At 57.5% G+C, this 24,487-nt stretch carries 24 protein-coding genes and 2 pseudogenes; 22 read left to right on the top strand and 4 right to left on the bottom strand.

The features are described 5' to 3' along the window. Position 1: 1 nt before the first annotated feature. Positions 2-511, bottom strand: a complete 510-nt coding sequence (gene tssB, locus OU994_RS11245) for a type VI secretion system contractile sheath small subunit (protein ID WP_131146834.1) — start codon at positions 509-511, stop codon at positions 2-4. Positions 512-544: 33 nt separating this feature from the next. Next, positions 545-1,135: a M48 family metallopeptidase gene (locus OU994_RS11240; protein ID WP_131146835.1), complete on the bottom strand. Its 591-nt coding sequence runs from the start codon at positions 1,133-1,135 to the stop codon at positions 545-547. A 236-nt stretch (positions 1,136-1,371) separates the two neighbouring features. Between OU994_RS11240 and tssK the strand changes: the two genes are divergently transcribed. Genes tssK through OU994_RS11210 form a run of 6 tightly spaced genes read left to right on the top strand, consistent with a single transcriptional unit; the run spans position 1,372 to position 8,407 of the window. Beyond that, positions 1,372-2,712 carry a type VI secretion system baseplate subunit TssK gene (gene tssK / locus OU994_RS11235; RefSeq protein WP_131146836.1) on the top strand — a complete coding sequence of 447 codons (1,341 nt, stop codon included), beginning with the start codon at positions 1,372-1,374 and terminating at the stop codon, positions 2,710-2,712. Between the two features lie 44 nt (positions 2,713-2,756). Then, positions 2,757-3,524, top strand: a complete 768-nt coding sequence (gene icmH / locus OU994_RS11230) for a type IVB secretion system protein IcmH/DotU (RefSeq protein ID WP_281610798.1) — start codon at positions 2,757-2,759, stop codon at positions 3,522-3,524. After that, entirely contained in the window at positions 3,524-6,151 is a 2,628-nt protein-coding gene (locus OU994_RS11225; RefSeq protein ID WP_281610797.1) for a type VI secretion system Vgr family protein, read from the top strand. The genes icmH and OU994_RS11225 overlap by 1 nt, the downstream gene beginning before the upstream one ends. A 21-nt stretch (positions 6,152-6,172) precedes the next feature. Then, on the top strand, positions 6,173-7,090 hold the full coding sequence (locus OU994_RS11220; RefSeq protein WP_281610796.1) for a DUF4123 domain-containing protein: 918 nt from the start codon (positions 6,173-6,175) through the stop codon (positions 7,088-7,090). A 14-nt stretch (positions 7,091-7,104) separates the two neighbouring features. After that, positions 7,105-8,076: a hypothetical protein gene (locus OU994_RS11215; RefSeq protein ID WP_281610795.1), complete on the top strand. Its 972-nt coding sequence runs from the start codon at positions 7,105-7,107 to the stop codon at positions 8,074-8,076. Between the two features lie 4 nt (positions 8,077-8,080). Further along, complete coding sequence (locus tag OU994_RS11210; RefSeq protein ID WP_281610794.1) at positions 8,081-8,407, top strand: hypothetical protein; 327 nt, start codon at positions 8,081-8,083, stop codon at positions 8,405-8,407. A 218-nt stretch (positions 8,408-8,625) separates the two neighbouring features. Here the strand turns inward: OU994_RS11210 and OU994_RS11205 are convergent. After that, positions 8,626-9,555, bottom strand: a pseudogene (locus OU994_RS11205) (IS481 family transposase); the annotation flags it as partial. Positions 9,556-9,645: 90 nt separating this feature from the next. Between OU994_RS11205 and OU994_RS11200 the strand changes: the two are divergent. The 16 genes and pseudogenes from OU994_RS11200 (at position 9,646) to OU994_RS11125 (ending at position 22,942) form a co-directional block, all read left to right on the top strand. After that, the gene (locus tag OU994_RS11200) at positions 9,646-9,966 is read left to right on the top strand and encodes a hypothetical protein (protein WP_281610793.1); all 321 of its coding nucleotides are present in this window, start codon (positions 9,646-9,648) and stop codon (positions 9,964-9,966) included. Positions 9,967-10,171: 205 nt separating this feature from the next. After that, positions 10,172-11,938 (top strand): annotated as a pseudogene (locus tag OU994_RS11195) (type VI secretion system Vgr family protein); the annotation flags it as partial. Between the two features lie 9 nt (positions 11,939-11,947). After that, complete coding sequence (locus OU994_RS31640) at positions 11,948-12,667, top strand: DUF2345 domain-containing protein (protein ID WP_307731921.1); 720 nt, start codon at positions 11,948-11,950, stop codon at positions 12,665-12,667. A 21-nt stretch (positions 12,668-12,688) separates the two neighbouring features. Further along, positions 12,689-13,606, top strand: a complete 918-nt coding sequence (locus OU994_RS11190) for a DUF4123 domain-containing protein (protein ID WP_281610792.1) — start codon at positions 12,689-12,691, stop codon at positions 13,604-13,606. Between the two features lie 14 nt (positions 13,607-13,620). After that, complete coding sequence (locus tag OU994_RS11185; RefSeq protein WP_281610791.1) at positions 13,621-14,616, top strand: hypothetical protein; 996 nt, start codon at positions 13,621-13,623, stop codon at positions 14,614-14,616. 15 nt (positions 14,617-14,631) lie between these two features. Beyond that, complete coding sequence (gene imm47, locus OU994_RS11180; RefSeq protein ID WP_281610790.1) at positions 14,632-15,408, top strand: Imm47 family immunity protein; 777 nt, start codon at positions 14,632-14,634, stop codon at positions 15,406-15,408. Between the two features lie 1,076 nt (positions 15,409-16,484). Then, positions 16,485-17,450 carry a hypothetical protein gene (locus OU994_RS11175; protein ID WP_281610789.1) on the top strand — a complete coding sequence of 322 codons (966 nt, stop codon included), beginning with the start codon at positions 16,485-16,487 and terminating at the stop codon, positions 17,448-17,450. A gap of 293 nt (positions 17,451-17,743) precedes the next feature. Beyond that, positions 17,744-17,884 carry a hypothetical protein gene (locus tag OU994_RS11170; protein WP_281610788.1) on the top strand — a complete coding sequence of 47 codons (141 nt, stop codon included), beginning with the start codon at positions 17,744-17,746 and terminating at the stop codon, positions 17,882-17,884. Further along, on the top strand, positions 17,884-18,630 hold the full coding sequence (locus tag OU994_RS11165; protein ID WP_307731868.1) for a type VI secretion system tip protein VgrG: 747 nt from the start codon (positions 17,884-17,886) through the stop codon (positions 18,628-18,630). The genes OU994_RS11170 and OU994_RS11165 overlap by 1 nt, the downstream gene beginning before the upstream one ends. A gap of 57 nt (positions 18,631-18,687) precedes the next feature. Then, a complete protein-coding gene (locus tag OU994_RS11160; protein ID WP_281610787.1) occupies positions 18,688-19,140 on the top strand; it encodes a hypothetical protein in 453 nt (150 codons plus the stop codon). A gap of 486 nt (positions 19,141-19,626) precedes the next feature. Further along, positions 19,627-20,079, top strand: a complete 453-nt coding sequence (locus tag OU994_RS11155; protein WP_281610786.1) for a hypothetical protein — start codon at positions 19,627-19,629, stop codon at positions 20,077-20,079. A 61-nt stretch (positions 20,080-20,140) separates the two neighbouring features. Beyond that, entirely contained in the window at positions 20,141-20,461 is a 321-nt protein-coding gene (locus OU994_RS31725; RefSeq protein WP_373922583.1) for a polymorphic toxin type 15 domain-containing protein, read from the top strand. A gap of 3 nt (positions 20,462-20,464) precedes the next feature. After that, a complete protein-coding gene (locus OU994_RS11140; RefSeq protein ID WP_281610785.1) occupies positions 20,465-21,103 on the top strand; it encodes a GAD-like domain-containing protein in 639 nt (212 codons plus the stop codon). Positions 21,104-21,297: 194 nt separating this feature from the next. Then, on the top strand, positions 21,298-21,720 hold the full coding sequence (locus OU994_RS11135; RefSeq protein ID WP_281610784.1) for a hypothetical protein: 423 nt from the start codon (positions 21,298-21,300) through the stop codon (positions 21,718-21,720). A gap of 50 nt (positions 21,721-21,770) precedes the next feature. Further along, positions 21,771-22,325: a hypothetical protein gene (locus OU994_RS11130; RefSeq protein ID WP_281610783.1), complete on the top strand. Its 555-nt coding sequence runs from the start codon at positions 21,771-21,773 to the stop codon at positions 22,323-22,325. A 155-nt stretch (positions 22,326-22,480) separates the two neighbouring features. Beyond that, positions 22,481-22,942: a hypothetical protein gene (locus tag OU994_RS11125; RefSeq protein WP_281610782.1), complete on the top strand. Its 462-nt coding sequence runs from the start codon at positions 22,481-22,483 to the stop codon at positions 22,940-22,942. A 150-nt stretch (positions 22,943-23,092) separates the two neighbouring features. On the opposite strand, the gene OU994_RS11120 is transcribed toward OU994_RS11125, so the two are convergent. Next, on the bottom strand, positions 23,093-24,454 hold the full coding sequence (locus tag OU994_RS11120) for a sulfatase (RefSeq protein WP_281611622.1): 1,362 nt from the start codon (positions 24,452-24,454) through the stop codon (positions 23,093-23,095). Between the last annotated feature and the right edge of the window lie 33 nt (positions 24,455-24,487).

The following is a 24,487-nucleotide window of genomic DNA, read 5'->3' as shown; positions in this document are numbered from 1 at the left end:
GTCAGTCTTTCTTGGTGTTGGCTTGCTGGCCCAGCTCGGCCAGTTTCTCGGTGCTGTTCAACACGTCGTTGAGCAGGTCTTCCAGCTTGTCGTTACCGGCCAGCTTGTTGCGCAGGTCGGCCAGCTTGGTGCGCGCTTCGAGCAGCTTCCTCAGCGGCTCGACCTGCTGCACCACCGCTTCCGGGCGGAAGTCGTCCAGCGAATTGAATTTCAGGTCCACCGCGAACGTGCTGTCATCGCCGGCCAGGGTGTTTTCAACCTGATAAGTCGCGCGCGGCTGCACGCCCTTGAGAACTTCGTCGAAGTTATCGCGGTCGACATTCACGAAGGCGCGTTCCTTGAGGCGTTTCTGTTCCACTTCCGAATTGCCACCGAAATCGCCGACCACGCCCATCACGAATGGCAGTTCCTTGCTTTCGATGGAATCGCCGATTTCAACGTCATACGTCATCTGCACCCGAGGGGCCCGGACTTTCTGCAGGCGCTTTTGCACACTTTCTGATTTAGACATGAGAATTCCTTTGTTGATGAGTCGTATTGAGGCTTACTTCAGCGCGTCGAACGGATTGGCGCCGGCACTCGCGCCGCTGGCCGGCTTGGCGGTCTTGCCCTTCTTCGCCGTACGGGCCGGACGCTGTTCGCGCACGGCCGGTGGTGGTGGCGGCGGCACCAGTACGGTCTCGCCCAGGCTTTCGCGCAGCAGCTTGGCGAGGTCCTGCGATTCGCTCTTGACCGAACCCGACAGGCCATTCTGCCGGCTCAGGTCATTCAGCGCGCGCGTCGACAGGCGCAGGCCGCTGATGGCGATGATGCTGTTGGCCAGCTGATCGTTGGGATCCCGCACCAGCACTTCGAGAGCAGCCTGGATGGCATCGCCGTACTGGCCAGCCTCGTAGCGGGTCTGGGCGATGTGGATCCACGGCGTTTTCTCGGACGGGAACGCGACGGCACTCTGCTTCCACAGCGTAACGGCCTGTTCCTTGTTGCCGCTGTCGGCGGCCTTGCTGGCATCCGACATCAGTTGCTGCAGGGTCGGCACCGGTGGCAGGGCTGGCGGCGTGGTGCTGCAGGCGGACAACGCCGCGGCCAATGCGGCGGCAGCGCCGGCACGCGAGAGATGCTTACTGATGGTCATTCAAAATCCCCGATGTTGTAACAAGTCGTAATTGCATTTAATTCAATACTTCGGAATAGGCGGCACAATAACAGAAAAGTTAGGACTGTAGAACTCAATTGAATCTCACACATTCTCACTTTCTGGTACACGCGCACGTTTGAATACTCACACTATTCCTGAAAGCCCCACAAAAGTGTTATTGTTCCGCCAATTTCAGAATTTGGTCAATAGGCAATTAACCGGGTAGCGATCGCATGACGAGCAAAGTTTTATGGGGTGAGGGCCTTTTCCTGCGCCCGCAGCACTTCCAGCAGCAGGACCAGTATCACGAGCACCGGCTGCACCACAGCCTGAGTGCGGTGCATCCGTACGCATGGGGCGTGAATCACCTGCGCGTGGATACCGATGCGCTGGCCAACAATGTGCTGCGCGTGCTCGAGCTGTCGCTGCGCTTCCAGGACGGCGAGCTGGTCGACGCGCCGGCGGCCGATGCGCTGCCGCCCAGTGTCGACCTGTCGGGCATGCTGCAGAGCCAGCAGAACGTGACGTTCTACGCCGCCCTGCCCGCCTTCAAGCCCTTCGGCGGCAACTTCTGCCCGCCGGGCCAGGTGCTCGACAGCGCCCGCTACGTGCAGGACAACCGCGATACACCGGACTTGTACACCCAGGCGGCGCAAGCGCAGCTGGCCTACCTGAAGAAATCGGTGCGGCTGGTCTCCGAGTTCGAGCCGCGCGATTCGTACACCAGCTTCCCGCTGCTGCGCCTGCGCCGCTTGGCCACCGGCGGCTTCGAGCTCGATCCGGAGTTCATGCCGCCGGCCCTGTCGGTAAAAAGCGTGCCCGTGCTGGCGCAGCAGTTGCGCCGCCTGCTCGACGCGCTGCAGGCCAAGGTGAGCGCGCTGTACGGCCACCACCGCGAACCGAGCCGCAACGTGATCGAATACCGCTCGGGCGACATGTCGTCGTTCTGGCTGCTGCATACCGCCAGCTCGGCTTACGCATCGCTGACGCACTACTTCCATCATCCGGCGCTGCACCCCGAGCGCCTGTTCGAGCAGCTGCTCGGGCTGGCCGGCGCGCTGATGACGTTCTCGAAAAGCTGGACCCTGGCCGACCTGCCCGCTTACCAGCACCAGGACCCGGGCCCCGGCTTCGCGCGGCTGCACCTGATCATCCGCGAGCTGATCGACACCGTGATCTCGTCGCGCTACTTCGCCATCGCGCTCGAGGAGACCCGGCCCTCCTTCCACCTCGGCAAGCTCGATTCGGGCAAGATCGACGACAAGACGGCGTTCTACCTGGCCGTTTCGGCGGCGATGCCAGCCATCGAACTGATCGACACGGTGCCGCTGCGCTTCAAGGTCGGCGCGCCGGACGACGTGGACAAGTTCGTGCTGTCGGCCATGCCCGGCGTGCGCCTGCAGCACGCGCCGCAGGTGCCCGCCGCGATCCCCGTACGGCCCGACACGGTCTACTTCACGCTGGAGGCCAAGGGGCAAATGTACGAACGCATGCTCAAGGCCCAGTCGATTTCGATCTACGTGCCGATGGGCATGCATGAACTGAAACTCGAACTGGTCGCCGTAACTTCCTGACTTCCCCTGACACTTGCCCGGAACGCCCGAGGATTCCCCGTTTGATGAATACGATGACAGCTCCTTCCCTGATGGATGCCGCGCCCGCCGCGGCCAATGCCAGCGCAGCGCCGCAGACCCTGCTCGACCTGATGTACGACGGCTTCTACGCGCTGTTCATGCTCAAGAACGGCAACGCGCCGCAGAACGACAGCGACTTTGCCACCCGGATGACGCAGTTCCTCGATGAATTCGGCCGCAACGCCAAGAAGCACGGCGCCTCGGCCGACGATATCGACGCCGCCAAGTACGCGTTCTGCGCGGCGGTCGACGAGATCATCCTGAAGAGTAACTTCTCGATCCGCGACAGCTGGGGCAGGAAACCGCTGCAGCTGATGCTGTTCGGCGAGCAGCTGGCCGGCGAAAACTTCTACCACCGCCTCGAGGCGCTGCGCGTGCGCGGCAGCACGCACCTGCAGGCGCTGGAAGTGTTCCATATGTGCCTGCTGCTGGGCTTCGAGGGCCGCTACATGCTCGAAGGCTCCGAGAAGCTCAATTACTTCACCTCGCGCCTGGGCGACGAGATCGCCCACATGAAGGGCAAGCGCGGCGGCTTCGCTCCCCATGCCGACCGGCCCGACCAGATCGTCAACAAGCTGCGCAGCGACTTCCCGCTGTGGGTGCTGGCGACGATGTTCATGCTGATCTGCGCGCTCGGCTACATCGGCCTGCGCACCATGATCGGCAAGAACACCGAACAGCGGATGGCGGCCTACAACGATGTCGTCAAGATGGCGCCGCGCGCGGCCAACCTGACCATCACCCTGCCCTGATGGACCTGCAGTCCGTTATTTCGGCGCTGGGGCGCTTCGGTACCGGGTTATCGCAGCATGCCCGGCTGATCACGCTCGCCAGCGCGCAGGACCGCAGCCTGCCCGAATCGCTGATGGCCGAACGCTTCGCCGGCCGCGAAGCCGTCAACGAGCTGTATGCGTTCGATGTCGACGCCCTCAGCACCTCGACCGACCTGCCGCTCGATGCCTTCATCGGCGAAGAGCTGACCGTCACGCTGCTGCAGCCGGACGACTCGCGCCGCGCCTGGCATGGCATCTGCACGCGCGCCGACTGGCTCGGCGCCGATGGCGGCGTGGCGCGCTACCGCCTGCACCTGGAACCGGCGCTGGCCCTGCTGCGCCTGCGCCGCGACAGCTACATCTTCCAGGACAAGAACGCGCAGGACATCGTCACCGAACTGTTCGCCGACTATCCGCAACTACGCTTCGAGTTCGACGTCACGCAGGAACTGGCCACGCGCCCCATCTGCACGCAGTACCGCGAAAGCGACTACGACTTCTTCGTGCGCCTGATGGCTTCGGAAGGTCTGTCGTGGCGCTTCGAGCATGACCAGGCCGAAGCGACCGGCGACGGCCAGGCGCGCCACAAGCTGGTGATCTTCGACAGCCTGGCCGCCGCCCCGGCCACGCCCGGCAATCCGGCGATCCGCTTCCACGGCATGCGCGCCAGCGACACGGACGACGCCATCGACGCCTTCGGCGCGCGCCGGCAAGTGCGCGCCAATGCGGTGTCGATCAGCAGCTGGGATCCGGCACAGGTGATGGCACCGGCCGCCGAGCAGCAATCGATGCTCGACGCCGGTGAAGTGCCGCCACTGCCCGTGTTCGACGGCAGCGGCGAGCGCATCGCCAGCGACGATGGCGATAGCCACAGCCAGCTGATGCTGCAGGCGCTGGAACTGGAAAACAAGCTGTTTACCGGCGAAGGCGCGGTGCGCCGCCTGGCTGCCGGCCACGCGTTTACGCTCACGCAGCACGAGCGCTACGAAGGCGACAATGCCTTCAAGGTGCTGTGGGTCGAGCACGAGGCGCGCAACAACTTCGAGCCTCAGCTGAAGGATGGCCGGTCGCGCGTGGAACCGGGAACTTACCGCAACCGCTTCTGCTGCGTGCGCGAAGCCGTGCCGCTGGTTCCCGTCGCCACCGCCCTGCCCCATGCCCACACGGCGCTGGGCCCGCAGACCGCCCTCGTCGTCGGTGTCGCCAACGAAGTGGCTACCACGGTGCGCGACCATCAGGTGCGCGTGCAGTTTGCGTGGCAGCGTGGCGCCTCCGCCAACGCTGGCGGCATGCCCCACGATATCGACGAAGAAGGCAGCGCCCCCGGCGACGAACGCTCGGGCACCTGGGTGCGCGTGGCCGAAGCGCTGGCCGGCCCCAACTGGGGTTCCCAGTTCACGCCGCGCATCGGCACCGAGGTATTAGTAGATTTCCTCGAAAACGACATCGACCGCCCTGTCATCGTCGCGCAGCTGTACACGGGCGCCGATACGCCACCATTTTCGGCCGGCGTCGACTCGGGCGTAAACCATGCCGGCACGATTTCCGGCATCCACACCCAGAACTTCGACGGTGGCGGCTACAACCAGTGGCAGCTCGACGACACGCAAGGCCAGCTGCGCATGCGCCTGGCCACCTCGCTGGCCGCTTCGCAGCTCAATCTCGGCTACCTGATCGCCCAGTCGCCCGGCTCGGCCCAGCGCGGCAGCTATCGCGGCAGCGGCTTTGAATTGCGCACCGATGCCTGGGCCGTGGTGCGCGGGGGTGAAGGCGTGCTGCTGACCACGGCCTCACGGCCGGGCCAGGGCTCCAGCGTCGCCTCGACGCAGATGGACACGCTGGAAGCCGTCGGCTCGCTGAAGGCGGCGCAAAGGCTCGACGAGGCGGTGCTCGAATCGGCCAAGGCGCAGCAGGCGCTGACCAGCGAACCCGCGGTGCAGGCGCAGAAGGATGTGCTGGCGCTGATCGATCCGGAAGAAAAAGGCAAGCACGAAGGTGCTGTCAACGGGCAGGATGCGTTGAAGGCGAAGGCCGGCACGCGCGAGCTCGATGGCTCAGCACCCGTCGAAAAATTCGGGGCGCCGCTGGTGGTGATGGATTCGACGTCCAGCATTAACTGGGCTTCTCCCGCATCGACCGTGCTGTTCGCCGGCGAGCAGTTGCAGTGGTCGACGCAGTCGGACCTGCACATGGCGGCCGCGCACACCCTGTCCTCCGTTTCGGCAGAAGCCACCGGCTTGTACACGTATGAAGGTGGCGTGCAGGCGTTTGCCGGGAACGGACCGGTGTCGCTGCAGGCCCATACCGACCAGCTGGAGATTTTGGCGGACAAGGAAGTAATCGTCATTTCCGTCAACGACTGCATCGAGATCAAGGCCAAGCAGAAGATCGTGCTGCAGGCGGGGCAGTCTTCCGTCACCTTGGACGGGTCGAACATCACGTTTGCCTGCCCGGGGAATTTCACGGTGAAGGGTGGGAAGCATATCTTCGACAGTGGCGGCAACGAGGCTGCCAGCCTGCCCGCCCTGCCTTCCGCGAAAACCACCATTTGCATTGAATGCCTGAAGAATGCTGCCGCGAAGGGCAGCAGTTTCCTGCGGCGCTGACGCGCGACAACGATTTTATCCATGCTCAATCAAGACCAAGGCCCCATCCAGCGCTACGCACTCATCGATTGCGCCGTCCATGACGACGCTTTCAGAGAACTGACCAGCCGGTTCGCAAGTGTCCGCTGGTATTCGCTGTTCCAGGACACGCCTGAAGAAGACCTGTTGTCGGCCTCGCCGATTCTCATCGAAGTCCCGGCCGACGATACACGCAGCGCCTTGCACGAATGGCTGCTGCCGTACGAGCGCAGGACGCCGAGCGTCACCTGGATCGATAGCCACCTCAGCCTGCCGGTATTGGGCTCGATGCTCACCAGCCGCATGCCCTGCGTGATCAACGATGATGACCTCGTGGTGCTGCGTTTCTGGGACCCGCGCATCCTGCTGGGACTGCCCTCCGCCCTCGACGCGGAACAAAGGCGGCACTTCTTCGCACCGGTGCGCGAATGGACCGCCTGGGAACCACGACGCCGGCAGTACTACACGATCACCGCACCGTCCGATGCGGCACCCGTGTCGCGCTATGTCGCGATGCCGATGCCGCTGACCGACGCGCAACGAGAGCAGCTGATGTACTACGACAAGGAAGTGCTGTACGACCGGATCGTGCAGCACTGGGTCGAGACCTGCCCGGAGTCGCTCGATGGCATGGAACACGCCATGGTCCGCGAAATCGCCATCGCGGCCGTTGCCCGCTGCTCCAGCTATGGCATCCACACTGCCGATGACCAGGTTCTGTTTGCAGGACTGATGATGTCCGTCTCTCCTTCGTTCGATGACCACCCCTCGGTGCGACGCGGCTTGCGTGACGAGTCCATCCCGCCGGATGAACGCCTGGAGCGTGTCATCGACGATCTTGATGAAGCGGTGTGGGACCAGATCGCTCAGAACAAGCGCTATGACGCGCTGTTCGAACATCAACCATCGGCCCTGGCCTGAGCGAAGGGATAACGATGACGATGATGAACCTGGCGGATATCCGCAAGCAGATCGCGGAAGCTACCGAGGCGCTGGCCAAGGCTGACACTGAACTGAAATGGGAATTGGCCGCCAGTGCGGCGGACGTGGCGGGGATGGTCGATCCCACGCCAACTTCCGACCTGATTGGCGCTGGCCTCGCTGTACGCAAGGGCGACTGGTTTGGCGCCGGGATGAGCGTTGCCAGTATGGTGCCTTACGTTGGCGACGCGCTCGCCAAGCCGGCCAAGGCGGTGCGCGCGGCGAAGAAGATCAACGCGCTGCGCGAGACCTTGGCGAAGATGACCGCTAAACTGGCGGAGCTGAAGAAGGCTGAGAAGCAGGCCGAGGCTGCTGAGGCCGCGGCGAAAGAGGCTAAGATTGCCAAGGAAGCTGGTGAAGCGGCTGCGGAGAAATCTGCCAAGCAGACAGCTGATGGTCAGAAGGGCGCAGCCAAGGCAGGAAAAGATAAGGACTGTGAGGATTGCGGTTCGGGTGGTGGCAAGCAAGCGGGTAACGCAAATGATGGCGGCACAAAGGGGGCAAATAGCACAGTGCCGCATGGCTTCGCCAACATGGAAGAGTTTGCCCAATTCGGTAGCAATATGCGTACCGGGCTGGGCCGTGCCGGTTACGAGAATGCGGAGCCGTTACTTCAAGGAAGTGCTGTCACCGGTAAGAGCTTCAAAACTGGCCAGCCTTTCGATGTTGGCCGCTTGAGTGACTTTGATGTTGCACTTGCAGATCCTGCTTTGTTGGCCCGAGCGCAAGATTTGGGCATAGGCTTACGCTCAGGTGGAACTCGTACTGGCCCCCTATCAGCGCGCGATTTGCGGGCACTTGGCTTACGAGATCTGTCGAGCCAAATGGGGCAGCAAGCTGGCAGGGAAGTCAATTTTATGATTTATAACAATCCGGCGACGGCTGCTCAGAGAGCGCCGAGCGTGATATTACCTGGAAAGAGATGAGCATATGGCGGTCTACGACCTTTACGGTTTCGTGTCGGATGACATTGAAGGGGCCAAGAATGTTTTGGAATCCTCCCTTGGCATCCAATTCAATATTCGAGAAAGTGACTATCAGGGAGGGGAGTATTTTCAGTGGGGAAAGACTAATGATGAGCATTTTGTCTTGAAACGAAATGTTGACCCGATTGATGGTGAGCCCGCTGAAATATCATTCCCAGCTCATCAAATTTTATTCTATGTAAATGACACGGCACGTTCGGCGGATTTGCAGGAGAAAATAAACCAAGGGGCGAAAGATTTCGCCTTATTGCGGCATGAGGACCTGGCGTAAGATCACAAAACTGACGGGTGGGTCGGCCCCGTAATCTGTCCGTATCCTTTTCGGATCCGGGTCGTAGGCTGTCAGTATGCTGTTCGTATGCCTGCCGTAATGGACGCGCTCGTGGCTATGGATGGCTCCGTGGTGGAAGAGGTGGCATTTACACATTTCCGGTTCTCGGTATCGCAATTAGTGGCTTCATCGATGATGGCGACAAAAGAAGTGTAACTGTCGCGTCCCGTCTGATCGTAGACGCGTTTGACGAATAGCTCAGGCTTGCGCTTTTGCCACTCCTTGAGCGATTGGATTGGCGTTGTCGAGCCGATTGCTCGCTGTGGGATATGGTGGTTGTAAAGCTTGAGGTAATTTAGCAAGGTGGCCTCCAGATCAGCTCTGCTATCGAAGCGTGTCTGCGCTATGAGTTCGCTGATGCGGCCATTGAAACGTTCAACCATGCAGTTGGTTTGCGGGTGCCGTGGCGGCGCCAAGCGATGTTCGATCGCCATGCCTACACAGACCTTGTCGAAGGCATGGTTGCCGCTGGGCTTCTTGTCTTTGGTGGCAAAGCGGTCGGTGAATTGCGAGCCGTTGTCGGTCAATATTTTGGTAATCTTGATCGGAGAAGCGAGCTTCAAACGGCGTAGAAAATCAACGCTGCTACGCTCTGTCATATCGCTGTAAATGTGCAGGAACACCCAGCGCGTGGCGCGGTCGATGGCCACAAACAGATAGCGGCGTGAAGTCTCGTCTGGCATCTGCGGCAGGTATTTGATGTCGACGTGCAGAAAGCCTGGCTCATAGTGCTTGAAGGTCTTCTTGGACGTGACTGTTTCGCCTTCAGCTTGAGCAATTACGTTCTCCAACCGTGCCATGCTTTCGCGTTTGAGCAGTCGTGCAATACCCGAACGAGATACTTCCAGATTGATGTATTGCCGGGTGATGTAAAGCAGATCGTCCAGCGGCAAGTAGAGCGTCTGGCGCAATGACAGCACAACGAGTTCCTGGACCACGCTCAGGGTTGTATGCAGGGTATGAACACGATGCGAGCGGTCCTGCACGTCGTCCCGCTTGATCCATTTGGCCGCGGTGGCGCGAATGATATTGAACACCTTGGCGGCCTCGCGATCGGACAATCCAGAGTCATTGATCTCTTGGCGGATTTTTGGCGAACACGACCGTTCGCTGTTTCCACCTAGATCACGCTCGACGGGAAGGTCGGCGAAGCTATTAGAGTGTTTAATAGGTAAAGTATGCCAACACTACAGGAACTACAAGCACCCATCGATCGACTAATTGTTGAGGAGTTAATCGCGGCTACTCCGGAGCACTGGAACTCGGCAGTAATGACTGTCGAACGTCGCGTGCATGGCGGCAAAGAAAAATTAGCGATTGCAATCAGCAGCCCAGAAGACCATAGAGAGGTAGTCAGCGCTACACATGAGCTAATCGATGCCCTTTATCAGCTTGTGAGGTGTTTTTCTCAGAAAGGTAAAACTTGGACGAAGGTGCAATATATAATAAGCCTTGGCCCGAACGACACATGGAAATTTGAAGCTAATTTTGACTACTGATAAACTCGGCGCGGTATTTTTGTGCACCTCATACACACTTTTTGATGGCAGCAAATAGGTGAGCGTTGATAAGCGGATTGAATCCCGGCTCACTTTATAGATAATCGGCCCGACCAGATCGTCCGCAATCTGCGCAGTGACTTTCCGCCGCGAGTGCTGGCCACCACGTTCATACTGATCCGCGCACTCGGCCGAGCGCTTCGCCGACCGCGAAGCGGTCAACGAGCTGTATGCGTTCGATGTCGACGCCCTCAGCACCTCGACCGACCTGCCGCTCGACGCCTTCATCGGCGAAGAGCTGACCGTCACGCTGCTGCAGCCGGACGACTCGCGCCGCGCCTGGCACGGCATCTGCACCCGCGCCGACTGGCTCGGTGCCGACGGCGGCGTGGCGCGCTACCGCCTGCACCTGGAACCGGCGCTGGCCCTTCTGCGCCTGCGCCGCGACAGCTACATCTTCCAGGACAAGAACGCGCAGGACATCGTCACCGAACTGTTCGCCGACTATCCGCAACTGCGTTTCGAGTTCGACGTCACCCAGGAACTGGCCACGCGCCCGATCTGCACCCAGTACCGCGAAAGCGACTACGACTTCTTCGTGCGCCTGATGGCTTCGGAAGGCCTGTCGTGGCGCTTCGAGCATGACCAGGCCGAAGCGACCGGCGACGGCCAGGCGCGCCACAAGCTGGTGATCTTCGACAGCCTGGCCGCCGCCCCGGCCACGCCCGGCAATCCGGCGATCCGCTTCCACGGCATGCGCGCCAGCGACACGGACGACGCCATCGACGCCTTCGGCGCACGCCGGCAAGTGCGCGCCAATGCGGTGTCGATCAGCAGCTGGGATCCGGCCCAGGTAATGGCACCGGCCGCCGAACAGCAATCGATGCTCGACGCCGGCGAAGTGCCGCCACTGCCCGTGTTCGATGGCAGCGGCGAGCGCATCGCCAGCGACGATGGCGATAGCCACAGCCAGCTGATGCTGCAGGCGCTGGAACTGGAAAACAAGCTGTTTACGGGCGAAGGCGCGGTGCGGCGCCTGGCCGCCGGCCACGCGTTTACGCTCACGCAGCACGAGCGCTACGAAGGCGACAATGCCTTCAAGGTGCTGTGGGTCGAGCACGAAGCGCGCAACAACTTCGAACCGCAACTGGCCGACCGGCACGCGAAGGTCGAGCCGGGCACCTACCGCAACCGCTTCTGCTGCGTGCGCGAAGCGGTGTCGCTGGTCCCCGTCGCCACCGCCCTGCCCCATGCCCATACGGCGCTGGGCCCGCAAACCGCCCTCGTCGTCGGTGTCGCCAACGAGGTGGCCACCACGGTGCGCGACCATCAGGTGCGCGTGCAGTTCGCATGGCAGCGTGGCGCCTCCGCCAATGCCGGCGGCATGGCGCACGATATCGATGAGGAAGGCAGCGCTCCCGGCGACGAACGCTCGGGCACCTGGGTGCGCGTGGCCGAAGCGCTGGCCGGCCCGAACTGGGGTTCCCAGTTCACGCCGCGCATCGGCACCGAGGTATTGGTCGATTTCCTCGAAAACGACATCGACCGCCCTGTCATCGTCGCGCAGCTGTACACCGGCGCCGATACGCCACCGTTCTCCGCCGGCATCGACTCGGGCGTGAACCATGCTGGCACGATTTCCGGCATCCACACGCAGAACTTCGACGGCGGCGGCTACAACCAGTGGCAGCTCGACGACACGCAGGGCCAGCTGCGCATGCGCCTGGCCACTTCGCTGGCCGCTTCGCAGCTCAACCTCGGCTACCTGATCGCCCAGTCGCCCGGCTCGGCCCAGCGCGGCAGCTATCGCGGCAGCGGCTTTGAATTGCGCACCGATGCGTGGGCCGTGGTGCGCGGGGGTGAAGGCGTGCTGCTGACCACGGCCTCTCGGCCGGGCCAGGGCTCCGGCGTCGCTTCGACACAGATGGACACGCTGGAAGCCGTCGGCTCGCTGAAGGCGGCGCAAAGGCTCGACGAGGCGGTGCTCGAATCGGCCAAGGCACAGCAGGCGCTGACCAGCGAGACCGCGGTGCAGGCACAAAAGGATGTGCTGGCGCTGATCGATCCGGAAGAAAAGGGCAAGTACGAAGGTGCCGTCAACGGGCAGGATGCGCTGAAGGCGAAGGCCGGCACGCGCGAGCTCGATGGCTCCGCACCAGTGGAAAAATTCGGGGCGCCGCTGGTGGTGATGGATTCGACGTCCACCGTCAACTGGGCTTCTCCCGCATCGACCGTGCTGTTCGCCGGCGAGCAGTTGCAGTGGTCGACCCAGTCGGACCTGCACATGGCAGCGGCGCACACCGTGTCCTCCGTTTCGGCCGAAGCGACCGGCTTGTACACGTATGAAGGCGGCGTACAGGCGTTTGCCGGGAACGGACCGGTGTCATTGCAGGCTCATACCGACCAGCTGGAGATTTTGGCGGACAAGGAAGTGATCGTCATTTCCGTCAACGACTGCATCGAGATCAAGGCCAAGCAGAAGATTGTGCTGCAGGCCGGGCAGTCGTCCGTGACGCTGGAGGGATCGAACATCACGTTTGCCTGCCCGGGGAATTTCACGGTGAAGGGTGGGAAGCATATTTTCGACAGCGGCGGCAACGAGGCTGCGAACCTGGCCGCCCTGCCTTCCGCTAAGACCACCATTTGCATTGAATGCCTGAAGAATGCTGCCGCGAAGGGCAGCAGTTTCCTGCGGCGCTGACGCGTGACAACGATTTTATCCATGCTCAATCAAGACCAAGGCCCCATCCAGCGCTACGCACTCGTCGATTGCGCCGTCCATGACGACGCTTTCAGAGAACTGACCAGCCGGTTCGCAAGTGTCCGCTGGTATTCGCTGTTCGAAGACACGCCTGAAGAAGACCTGTTGTCGGCCTCGCCGATTCTCATCGAAGTCCCGGCCGACGATACACGCAGCGCCTTGCACGAATGGCTGCTGCCGTACGAGCGCAGGACGCCGAGCGTCACCTGGATCGACAGCCACCTCAGCCTGCCGGTACTGGGCTCGATGCTCACCAGCCGCATGCCCTGCGTGATCAACGACGATGACCTCGTGGTGCTGCGTTTCTGGGACCCGCGCATCCTGCTGGGACTGCCCTCCGCCCTCGACGCCGAACAACGGCGGCACTTCTTCGCGCCCGTGCGCGAATGGACGGCATGGGAACCACGACGCCGGCAGTACTACACGATCACTGCGCCACACGATGCAGCTCCCGTGTCGCGCTATGTCGCGATGCCGATGCCCCTGACCGACGCACAGCGCGAGCAGCTGATGTACTACGACAAGGAAGTGCTGTACGACCGCATCGTGCAGCACTGGGTCGAGACCTGCCCGGAGTCTCTCGATGGCATGGAGCACGCCATGGTCCGCGAGATCGCCATCGCGGCCGTTGCCCGCTGCTCCAGCTATGGCATCCACACTGCCGATGACCAGGTTCTGTTCGCAGGTCTGATGATGTCGGTCTCTCCATCGTTCGACGACCATCCCTCGGTGCGACGCGGCTTGCGCGACGAATCCATCCCGCCGGATGAACGCCTGGAGCGTGTCATCGACGATCTTGATGAAGCGGTGTGGGACCAGATCGCTCAGAACAAACGCTATGACGCGCTGTTCGAACATCAACCATCGGCCCTGGCCTGAGCGAAGGGATAACGATGACAATGATGAATTTGGCGGATATCCGCAAGCAGATCGCGGAAGCTACCGAGGCGCTGGCCAAGGCTGACACTGAACTGAAATGGGAACTGGCCGCCAGCGCGGCTGACGTGGCGGGGATGGTCGATCCGACCCCGACTTCCGACCTGATCGGAGCGGGTCTTGCGGTACGTAAAGGCGACTGGTTTGGCGCAGGGATGAGCGTTGCCAGCATGGTGCCGTACGTTGGCGATGCGCTGGCCAAGCCGGCCAAGGCGGTGCGCGCGGCGAAGAAGATCAATGCGCTGCGCGAGACGCTGGCGAAGATGACCGCTAAACTGGCGGAGCTGAAGAAGGCTGAAAAGCAGGCTGAGGCTGCTGAAGCGGCCGCGAAAGAGGCTAAGATTGCCAAGGAGGCTAGCGAAGCAGCATTGGAGAAATCTGCTAAGCAGACAGCTGATGGTCAGAACGGCGCCGCCAAGGCAGGAAAAGACAACGACTGTGAGAATTGTGGCACTGGAAATAGCAGTAATGAGAAGGCGCTACATGGCCAAAGCAAAACAACTATCGGCCAACAAGTTTATGGACCTCATTATGAAAGAGCTAAAAAGCTGCATGACCAAAACCCTGAATTCTTTCCTCATCCAGATACTCCAGGCACATCTGTGGTCTCTGGCGCTAGTCTTCAGGAGGCACGTCGCGAATATCAAGTAGCAGTACAACAAGGAGTATTACCGAAAGGACATCATGTCCAAGGGCTTGCTCTTGGCGGAAAGAATACTCCGGAAAATATAACCTTTACAGGTGAATCAACCATACCTGCGTCGACACTTAACGGACTGGACTTATCTTTTTATAGCGCAGCTGGCCATGGAAAAGAAAACGCTAAGATATTGAAAATCTACCAGGAAACACCTGGTGGAATATTCAAGTTTGGCTTAAATCCACGACATACGGAAGCAACCGTGTTTCAAAATCAAGTATTAAAATGGCAGCGCGCACAAGGTCTTCGTTAATTTTGGAGTATGCCAATGAAAGAATTTGATATTTTACATCCTGGGCCTTGGTTTGGACCAAAAACTGATTCAATGGACCTTATTGAGAAACGATCGAATGAAGACGCGAAGACAAAACTACTGGAATTATGTTCGCGATTGAAATACGGTGATTTCTCGGCAAGATCTTCACTCGAGGGCTTCATTCTTACATGCTCTGAGCCTGCTATTCGGCGGCAAGCTATAAGGCTGTATTGTTATATTGCGAGGCATGAAGACGTTGATTTCCTCGGAAATTTATTAGCTCGTGGCGATCATGATGAGGTATTCTCGGTAGCACTTTATGCTCCTCATACTCTCTCCCTGCAGATCGTGCCATATCTCTTTGCTTTGCTTGAGGAATACGATGGCACCTCAATTGAAGAAACCGTTCTTACATCAATTGGAAAAATTCTTCCGTTAAAATCTGATAGCGAAAATGCGGATATTAATGAATTAAGTGCTAGCTTCACCGAGTTTGCAAAAAAATGTGAATTGAAGAAATATTATTACAGTGGCATAGAGGCGTTTGCAGGGACTTTAACCAGAACCCTTATTGAAGCTACTGCCATAGCCCGGCAAAAGAAAACGTCCTTCCCGCTTGCTGATATTCCAACATTGTTATCAATGTGGAGTGGCGTGCAATGTCCTGTATTTTATGATGATCTTATTAGCGATGAAAAATTTGAGGAGGTCATGAGCTTCGTTTCACAAATTTCTTCGATGCAGTGGGCTCACGGTGAAAAGTACTTTTATGGCTATCGTATCACCTGATCTCAGACGGCAAAATAAGCCTTTCTGAAAGTCGTGAAATTTTTAGAGATCAGTCCGCTTTCGTAAGGCACTAACTTTTCATAATAGGCATCTTCAAGAACCTACTGCAATAATGATTAATGGACAGCGATCAATGTATTATTCACTGGTCCTAGAGGGGATGCAAGTCAAAGCGTGCGCGCGGTTGCTGCTTAAGTTTTAAGGTGATAGCGTCGAATTATTCTTGGGAGAAGATCTGTTTAGCTTCGTTTAGCCATCTTCCTATTCGCCGCCTCCCTTTTCTGAGTTGGGCCTACTCCAGAGCCGTTTGCGCGTTCTCGCCTGCTTCAAATACCTGAACCCCTCCCGTTGCGGATTGACGGCGAAGGCACACTCGTTGAAGGGCAAACGCGGCGGCTTCTCCCCCATGCGGACCGGCCAACCAGATCGTGCACAAGCTGCGCAGCGATTTCCCGCTGTGGGTGCTGTCCACCACCTTCATGCTGAGCTAAGCCCTCGGATGCATTGGCAGCGCATCATGCTGGGCAAGAATACCGACCTGCGCCTGGCCGGCCATCACTATGTCGTCAAGATTGCGCCGCGCGCGGGTAATCTCACCATCACGCTGCCCTGATGCACCTGCATCCCGTCATTTGGGCACTGGGCAGCTTCGGCACCGGATTCGCCGCAGCACGTCCGGCTGATCACCCTCGTCAGCACGCAGGACCGTACCCTTCCCAACGCCCTGATGGCTGAACGCGTCTATGACCGTGAAGAGGTCAACGAGCTGTGTGTGTTCTGCGCGCTGAGCTATATCGGCCTGCGCACCATGCTCGGCAGGCGCGATTGGCGATCCCAAAGGTACGGCACCGCTCCATGCAATCGGGGAGGACTGGCGCGCGGTCGGTCGCGAAGGTTACTGGCTGTGACAAAAAGTGTCTCCCGCGACAATCGCGCGAATATCATCAATCAAAAGGGCTTCCGCCTGATACGGTAGTACGCGCGGATCTACTAGGCAACGGAACGAATCCTGATCCAAAGCTACGCCCCGCGGTAATCGCGGCCACACCGGCATCGAATAATTTTTGGAGAATGTTTTGGAAACCGACTACGATGATCAAATCACCTTTGTGGCAGGCTGCGCAGCTGAAGCCGACTATATATATGTGGCTGCATATGCCGACAATGTAGATCCGGAGGAATATGCGTTTAGCTATCTGCTATCTTGGATAGGGCGCGTAGAAGGCGAAAAATGGTTTTACCGCGCAGTTCAGCAGGACGTTGTTTCTGTATGCGTTAAAAAGGCTACCCCCACAATTGGTCGCAGATTCGTGTCGCTGTCGAGGGAAGGCGAAGTCGAAATCTATTCGAATAAGGATGGCAGTACTATATCGGAGAAAATACCTGAGGCAGGCGTTGGTCTCGGTTCCAGAGGATACGTGACTCAAATACGTGAGATCGGAAACAGCCTTTACGTATGCGGGTTTGCCGATCAAGTCTACCGACGTCAAGATGATGGAACATGGACGTTGATCACGTCTGCACCGCTTCAAATCCGAAACGCATTGGACGACGATGTCGGATTTCTAACGAGTATCGATGGCTCTGGCGAGAACGATATCTATACGTGCGGCGATGAAGGGCGCCTCTACCATTTCAACGGTACCGCTTGGTCCCGCCTGCATCTCACAACCGATGAGAATTTAAATTGTGTCCGTTGTATCTCACCAGACGAAGTATGGGCTTGCGGTTATAACGGAACCCTTTTGACGGGGAACTTTCGGGACGGCTTCACTGACGTCAGCAGTATCGATGATAATGAAACCTTCTGGTCGCTGACCAAATTCCAAGGAAAAATTTATACCTCAACGGCCGGCGAACAACTTTTCGTATACGACGGCTCATCAATCCAGCCAGAGACGGAATTTCCATCTGGTCTGATGACCTACAAGCTGGATTCAGTTCCGGATATGCTGTGGTCGTTTAGCCCGAAGGAGATCGCATATTTCGACGGAACAACTTGGACACGAGTCAATCACAGAAGCAATCCAATAGCCGATTAGTTTAAAAGGCGCCTAGTGATAGCATCCATGAAAGAATCACGTTTTTAACGCTTGAGAAGAGACTCAGTCCAATTTGCTAAGGATCACGCATTCAGCGATGAAGACCACTTCGCAGATCAGACGATACAGTTTCAGGGCGAAACTTTGCCACCGGGGAAATGGTGGTCGTGCAGGTGACGGGTACGAAGGTAATCCAACTAAGTGATTTCGGACGAAACTGCCTCACTTCGCACTGAGGCGACGACATCGTCAACAAGCTGCGCAGCGACTTCCCGCTGTGGGTGCTGGCGACGATGTTCATGCTGATCTGCGCGCTCGGCTACATCGGCCTGCGCACCATGATCGGCAAGAACACCGAACAGCGGATGGCGGCCTACAACGATGTCGTCAAGATGGCGCCGCGCGCGGCCAACCTGACCATCACCCTGCCCTGATGGACCTGCAGTCCGTTATTTCGGCGCTGGGGCGCTTCGGTACCGGCTTGTCGCAGCATGCCCGGCTGATCACGCTCGCCAGCGCGCAGGACCGCAGCCTGCCCGAATCGCTGATGGCCGAGCGCTTCGCCGGCCGCGAAGCGGTCAACGAGCTGTATGCGTTCGACGTCGACGCCCTCAGCACATCGACCGACCTCCCGCTGGACGCCTTCATCGGCGAAGAGCTGACCGTCACGCTGCTGCAGCCGGACGACTCGCGCCGCGCCTGGCACGGCATCTGCACCCGCGCCGACTGGCTCGGTGCCGATGGCGGCGTGGCGCGCTACCGCCTGCACCTGGAACCGGCGCTGGCCCTGCTGCGCCTGCGCCGCGACAGCTACATCTTCCAGGAAAAGAACGCGCAGGATATCGTCACCGAACTGTTCGCCGACTATCCGCAACTGCGCTTCGAGTTCGACGTCACCCAGGAACTGGCCACGCGCCCGATCTGCACGCAATACCGCGAAAGCGACTACGACTTCTTCGTACGCCTGATGGCTTCCGAAGGCCTGTCGTGGCGTTTCGAGCATGACCAGGCCAAAACATCCAGTAACGGTCAGATGGCAGGCTCTATCGAATACCCCGAAGAATTGGGAATGCTGCTGTCAGAGAACAAGTGGAGGGAGGTGATGCGAATGGAATTCAAGACGTCAGACGAGTCGCGAAGGATATCGGCAACGCCAGAAAGTATAATGAGGCAATGTTAGAGATGCTGGAGTATTTCAAGTGCCTCGAAAAGCACGGACTACTAACGGAAGCTAAAAATGAAGCACAATGAGCCATTTGAAATTGTTCCCTATATTGGAGCCGGAAGAGTCCGTTTCCGAATGAGCCCCCAAGAAGTTGAGAAAATTTACGGCGTAGCCGATAGTGTCACACTGAATCACCTCAAACAGCGTGTCGAATTCCGTTCGAACATGAAAGTGGGCTACGCCGCAGATCTTAGCGAAGGTTTAACTCATATTGGATTTGGCCGCCAGATGGAAGGGGTTGAATTTAGAGGCCTGAAAATATTCTTAGATGACAGCGAAGTGGTTTTGGATAAGCTCATACAAGAAGATGGGGATCCTTACATTTACCTCGGGTTTGTTGTTTTGCTTAAAATTGGCATTACAATGACGGGTTTTCACGACGACGACATTTCCCAAAAAGCTTTAACCCTGTTTCCTCAAGGATCGTGGGATAAGCGACGGGCAAAATTAAAACCGTTTCGCTAATGCTTACGAGTGATTCAACGCAAAAGACTGCAGTTTTTCCATATCCGTGAGAAGCAATTCCCGGAATAAACGGGAATAGTTATTTTTATTGAGACGTTCGCGACCACTCAGCGTTTGAGACAGATCAACGCCATCGCAACGTCGGCTAACGATTTGATAACCACGACTTGTTCTCGGTTTCCTGTGCTCGTACTTTGTATTCCCGCATGTATCCGATGGCAGCACTTACATAACGAATTAGTCCAGCTACATCTTCCAGGACAAGAACGCCCAGGACATCGTCACCGAACTGTTCGCCGACTATCCGCAACTGCGTTTCGAGTTCGACGTCACGCAGGAACTGGCCACGCGCCCGATCTGCACCCTGTACCGGGGATGGACGGTTGAGTAGATTTTGGAAAGAAGCGCTTCCAAGCCTTATTTGGAAGCTTTAGAGGAAGTCGGAATTGACTAGGTTACTAAACCCAAGCTTTAGGTAAATATTGAATGTTAGATATCAATAGAGCAAAAGAGGCTTTCGACAATTTTCTATTCATTATGGAAGATCGGTTAGAGGCCATAGAGGCTGAAGGGGAAAAGCATGGCATTTCACTAGAACCGACAATGGATAGCTTGGAAAAACTGGAACTACTTTTCTTTAAGTTATCTGAAAATATTACCGAGGATGAACGAAACAGTTTGATAGTCTCGTTTGCCCGATATGTTGGAGAAATCGTGCGAATCACTTACAACGGAAAATGGCATTTATCGCTAGCGGATCCGAAAAACATTTACTATAACTATCCTGTATTAATTGGCCATACCCCAATAGATGGACTGGCGTTTTCCCCCATACATACAATGAGAGTCGTTTGGCTGCGAAAGAAGCAAGGACTACTTCGGAGAATAATAATGGCTGATATTAAACCAAGAGATTTTCACTTCGAGCCGGAGCAATGAGCAAGAAAAATGACGCGTAAGATGAAGAAAATTCCAGTTCATTAATACATTGAGATCTCCTTTGCGAGAACGGCAATGGGGATCGCCCACAGGTAAACGCGGCGGCTTTGCCCCCCCCCATGCAGACCGGCCCGACCAGATCGTCAACAAGCTGCGCATTGACTTTCCGCTGTGGGTGCTAGCGACGATGTTCATGCTGATCTGCGCGCTTGGCTATGCTGGCGGAAAGGATATCGTTAATAATATGGGTGATCGCGGCATCAACTCGTCTATCAGGGCGCAGTGGCGCAATCGCGTGGAATCGATTGATACCGAAACAAAAAGGATTCCGGCGAACACGCAAGGGACCACAATGATGAGTGTTAAACTGCCAATTTTCTAAAATATGAACGTACATTTCGCAGAATTTTTAGAATATTTTTCGCCGCAGCTTGATCCTATACTTCCTCCCCAAACCCGACTTAAGGATTTTAAAGGTAATATACCGACGGCACTTATCGATTTCTGGGCCAAGGCGGGATGGTCGGGCTATGCTGAAGGGATATTCTGGAGCACCGATCCTGCCGAATTTTCGCCAGTTGTCGAGGCCTGGTTGGGCGACTCCGCTCTTTTAAAACATGATCTGTATAGCGTCGTAGCACGCAGCGCTTTCGGGAAGCTTTTTTTATGGGGAAAAGAAAGTGGAATGAGCTTAATTATTGATCCCCACTTTTCTTCCATTACAACGGTAGAGAGCAATTTCAAAAATGTTTCAGCAGACGCCCAGATTTCCGGTTTTTTTCTTTCAAGTGCCAAAGACGACTTTGATTGTGAAGACATTAAAGATAAACCACTTTTTCGACGTGCCTTGAAAAAGCTTGGCCCACGCAAAAGCGATGAAATGTATGGGTTCACACCGGCACTCGGTTTAGGCGGGGCCGCTAAGCTCGGAAATTTAACTAAAGAGAAAATAGTGCCACACTTGGTTTTGCTATCGCAAATTTCAGAAATCGAATTTACTCATTTAAATTTGAGAGATAACTAAGGTCGCCACCAACACGGTAGTCTAGTCGGCGAATATGACGACCTGAAACCAATCAAAGAATTATTGAGAGGAGTTACAATGCTTGGGTTTATTATTTTTCTCTTATCCTCTGGGATTCTCGCATCTGAGAACAAAATGCCCCCCATTTGGGATCTACATATCTAAGCGTCACAGCGACCTGCCGGAACAACCGGTTGTGCGTATTCTCCGGGGAAAATTTAACAATAGACATTATCATAAAAAATACAAGTACGGAAGATATCGGTTACCCGTTGGAGTTTGTAACGCAACGCGGCCCATCAATTAAATTAATCGATAACAAAAGCGGGAAAGAACGGCCACTCAGAACCAACCTTGCACCACGTCGTCTACTTGAAGAGTTCACGATCATCAAGCCTGGTGATTCTATTGCTCTGGATGCGATCATATCTCAGCATACCATCCTTGCGCTCAGCCCGGAACAAGTCGACCTGACTGCAGAAGTCGTACCAGCGGCGGATATTCAAGTAAATGGAGACCGTCCGCTCGTACCTTTTCATAGCGCCGCAAAGCTCCGAATCATGGCTGCAGATGCCGTAGAACATGTGGAGAATAGCGATAGAGGCTTGGAAAAGTAGAAAGTTCATGACTGGGCCGAGCGAGATACATGCACTTCTAATAACCAACGTTGCATGATGAATTTTACAATGATACCTTCGAAAATTTCCCGCCACTTTCGATGGCGTCTTCTTTTTTTGCTTTCCCGCTATTCCTCGCAGGGTGCCCCGGATCTGCCGGCAAGTTCTCTTCGAACATTGAAGAAATCCGCACGCAGATCGATTTGGATATCCCCTCCACTTCTGGCAAGTGGGAGATATTCCAAATTCCCGAGGCCGGGGGTGTCCCTGGGCCTACCGATTTCGTGATTCTGATCGCAGAGTTTGACAACGTGGCAGCATCGTGGGCGTCGAAAAAGAAATTGCCAATCGGTCAGGCCTGGGTGATCATGCCTAATGCGGGACGCCCCTGGTTATCAGAACGATGGAAGGCGGTTCTCAGACGCGAAGCCTCCAATAAAATCGCAGTTACGGAGAGTGACAACTGCCATTATTACTCTGCCAAAGTGCGGAAATCTGGCAGGGTTGTCGAGGGATTCACTTGCACTCACAACAGCGATGTACTGGTTCATCTCGTGTTGACGAAGCCTTACCCAAAGTACGCCCAGCAAAGTCGATCCGATTGACTTCGTCGATTGAAGGGGCGAGCTGCGTCTCTAGCTGACGGAAGCACGACAGCAGGCTGCGCTGCCAACGTGGCGCTACGCTATGGACTACCCGGTAGTTAATGGTGTAAGAACCATTCAAGAATCAAGAACAAAAACAACGAAAGACTGCACATATGCTCAACATCGATGAAGCCCTGGAAATTTTCGACAATTTCATTTTCGAGATGGATGACCGCATCGAGGCGATCGAGGCCGAAGCCGAAAAGCATGGTCTTCACTTGACCCACACGATGGATAGCCTGGAGAAAATAGAGCTTCTGTTCTTCAAGCTGACCAGGGACGCCAGCGAGGATGATCGGGAGAGCCTGATCATTTCCTTTGGACGGCTCATCGGCGAAATTGTCAGGATCGAGTACAACGGGCGTTGGCACCTTCCGCTGGATGATCCCAGGAACGTGTATTACAACTTGCCGGTCATCATCGGACACGCACCGATGAAGGACCTCGAGTTTTCCCCGCTGTTTGCGATGCGTGCACTATGGCTCCGAAAGAAGCACGGCCTCCTCCGCCAGATCATCATGGGGCAAATCCACCCGCGAGAGCTCGATCTCGATGATTTGATCGAAGAGGAATAGCCGGAAGAGCGCATGGCGACCGCCCGAGGTGCTTCGATTCCAAGCGGCGGCCGTGCAAAGGTGCAGGTGAACGCACACGCAGAGCGGGCACACGAAGCGCCCACCCCATACCGCCAAGCAAACGCTATCGAAGACAGCCGCGGGACCGACTCAATCCGTCCCCTCCGGCGCATACTTATCCGCCTGCACCTTCCCGGTCACGCCATGCGTACTCACCTCCGGCGTGATCGGCAGCATCTCGGCATCCCATTGCTCCCACTGTTCCTTCAGGTCGGCCAGTTTGTCCGGGTGCTTGCCGGCCAGGTTGGCGCGTTCGCGCGGGTCGTTCGACAGGTCGAACAGGAATTCATTGCCGTTCAACTTCAGGTACTTCCAATCCCCCGCCCGCACGGCGCGCTGGGAGTTGGCCTTGTAGCGCCAGAACAGCGTGCGCTCGGCCGGCTTTTCTTCGCCCACCAGCACCGGCAGCAGATTCGTGCCGTCGGGCGGATGTGACGCGGCCGGTTCAGTGCCGGCGGCGGCCAGCAGGGTGGGCAGCCAGTCCATGCTGATCGCCACCTGGTCGCTGACCTGCCCTGGCCGGATCCTGTCGGGCCAGCGCACGATGCCAGGCACGCGGATGCCGCCTTCCAGCAGTTCGGTCTTCTGGCCGGAGAACGGCCAGGTTTTCGAGAAGCGCTCGCCGCCGTTATCGCTGGTGAAGATCACGATCGTGTTGTCGGCCAGGCCCTTGCGCTCCAGCGTCTTCAGCACGCGGCCAATCGAGGCATCCAGCGCCACCACCATCTTCGCGTAGGTGGCCAGGTCGCCGCCGTCGTAGTGGAAGATGTTCGTGATCTGCTGCGACACTTCCTCGTCCTTCGGGCCTTCCCACGGCCAGTGTGGCGCGGTGTAGTGCAGAGACAGGAAGAAGGGCTTGTCGGACGAATGCTTCTTGATGTACGCGGAGGCGCGGTCGCCCAGCAGGTCGGTGTAGTAACCCACTTCGGAAACGGGCGTCTCGCCTTCGTACAGGTCTTCCTTCACGTTCGGGCCCACACCTGGCTTGTGCGTGAAGTAGTCGATCGCGCCGCCGTAGTTGCCGTAGAAGGTTTCATAGCCGCTCTTCAAGGGGCCGAAGTTCGGCAGAGAACCCAGGTGCCACTTGCCGAACAGCGCGGTGCGGTAGCCGGCAGCCTTCAGCAGCGATGGCAAGGTGGGGTGGTTCGGCGGCAGGCCGATGGTGTCCGAGGCGCCGGCGAGCGGTTCTTCCAGGCCGCCGCGCAGCCGGTACTGGTAGCGGCCCGTGATCAGGCCGAAGCGCGTGGCCGAGCACACCGCGGAGTTCGAGTAATGCTGCGTCAGGCGCAGGCCCTGCGCGGCCAGCTTGTCCAGGTTCGGCGTCCTGAATTCGGTGTTGCCGTACACAGACAGGTCGGCCCAGCCCAGGTCGTCGGCCAGGATGAAGATGATATTCGGCTTCGCATTCGGCCTGCCCCCGTGGCCGCCGCGCGCTGCCTGGCCGAGAGCGATGGCCGGCAAGGCCGCCAGGGCGGACAGTCCGCC

Origin of the sequence: Pseudoduganella sp. SL102, assembly GCF_027856995.1 — a bacterium.
Classification (GTDB): Bacteria; Pseudomonadota; Gammaproteobacteria; order Burkholderiales; family Burkholderiaceae_D; genus Rugamonas; species Rugamonas albidiflava.
The sequence above is the reverse complement of the archived record's forward strand: the minus strand, read 5'-3'. Positions and strand labels throughout refer to the sequence as shown.

Bases quoted from the DNA above. Each gene is read 5' to 3' on its own strand.
- tssB (WP_131146834.1), bottom strand. From the start codon at position 511: ATGTCTAAATCAGAAAGTGTGCAAAAGCGCCTGCAGAAAGTCCGGGCC.
- OU994_RS11240 (WP_131146835.1), bottom strand. From the start codon at position 1,135: ATGACCATCAGTAAGCATCTCTCGCGTGCCGGCGCTGCCGCCGCATTG.
- tssK (WP_131146836.1), top strand. From the start codon at position 1,372: ATGACGAGCAAAGTTTTATGGGGTGAGGGCCTTTTCCTGCGCCCGCAG.
- icmH (WP_281610798.1), top strand. From the start codon at position 2,757: ATGAATACGATGACAGCTCCTTCCCTGATGGATGCCGCGCCCGCCGCG.
- OU994_RS11225 (WP_281610797.1), top strand. From the start codon at position 3,524: ATGGACCTGCAGTCCGTTATTTCGGCGCTGGGGCGCTTCGGTACCGGG.
- OU994_RS11220 (WP_281610796.1), top strand. From the start codon at position 6,173: ATGCTCAATCAAGACCAAGGCCCCATCCAGCGCTACGCACTCATCGAT.
- OU994_RS11215 (WP_281610795.1), top strand. From the start codon at position 7,105: ATGACGATGATGAACCTGGCGGATATCCGCAAGCAGATCGCGGAAGCT.
- OU994_RS11210 (WP_281610794.1), top strand. From the start codon at position 8,081: ATGGCGGTCTACGACCTTTACGGTTTCGTGTCGGATGACATTGAAGGG.
- OU994_RS11200 (WP_281610793.1), top strand. From the start codon at position 9,646: ATGCCAACACTACAGGAACTACAAGCACCCATCGATCGACTAATTGTT.
- OU994_RS11190 (WP_281610792.1), top strand. From the start codon at position 12,689: ATGCTCAATCAAGACCAAGGCCCCATCCAGCGCTACGCACTCGTCGAT.
- OU994_RS11185 (WP_281610791.1), top strand. From the start codon at position 13,621: ATGACAATGATGAATTTGGCGGATATCCGCAAGCAGATCGCGGAAGCT.
- imm47 (WP_281610790.1), top strand. From the start codon at position 14,632: ATGAAAGAATTTGATATTTTACATCCTGGGCCTTGGTTTGGACCAAAA.
- OU994_RS11170 (WP_281610788.1), top strand. From the start codon at position 17,744: ATGTTCATGCTGATCTGCGCGCTCGGCTACATCGGCCTGCGCACCATG.
- OU994_RS11165 (WP_307731868.1), top strand. From the start codon at position 17,884: ATGGACCTGCAGTCCGTTATTTCGGCGCTGGGGCGCTTCGGTACCGGC.
- OU994_RS11160 (WP_281610787.1), top strand. From the start codon at position 18,688: ATGAAGCACAATGAGCCATTTGAAATTGTTCCCTATATTGGAGCCGGA.
- OU994_RS11155 (WP_281610786.1), top strand. From the start codon at position 19,627: ATGTTAGATATCAATAGAGCAAAAGAGGCTTTCGACAATTTTCTATTC.
- OU994_RS11140 (WP_281610785.1), top strand. From the start codon at position 20,465: ATGAACGTACATTTCGCAGAATTTTTAGAATATTTTTCGCCGCAGCTT.
- OU994_RS11125 (WP_281610782.1), top strand. From the start codon at position 22,481: ATGCTCAACATCGATGAAGCCCTGGAAATTTTCGACAATTTCATTTTC.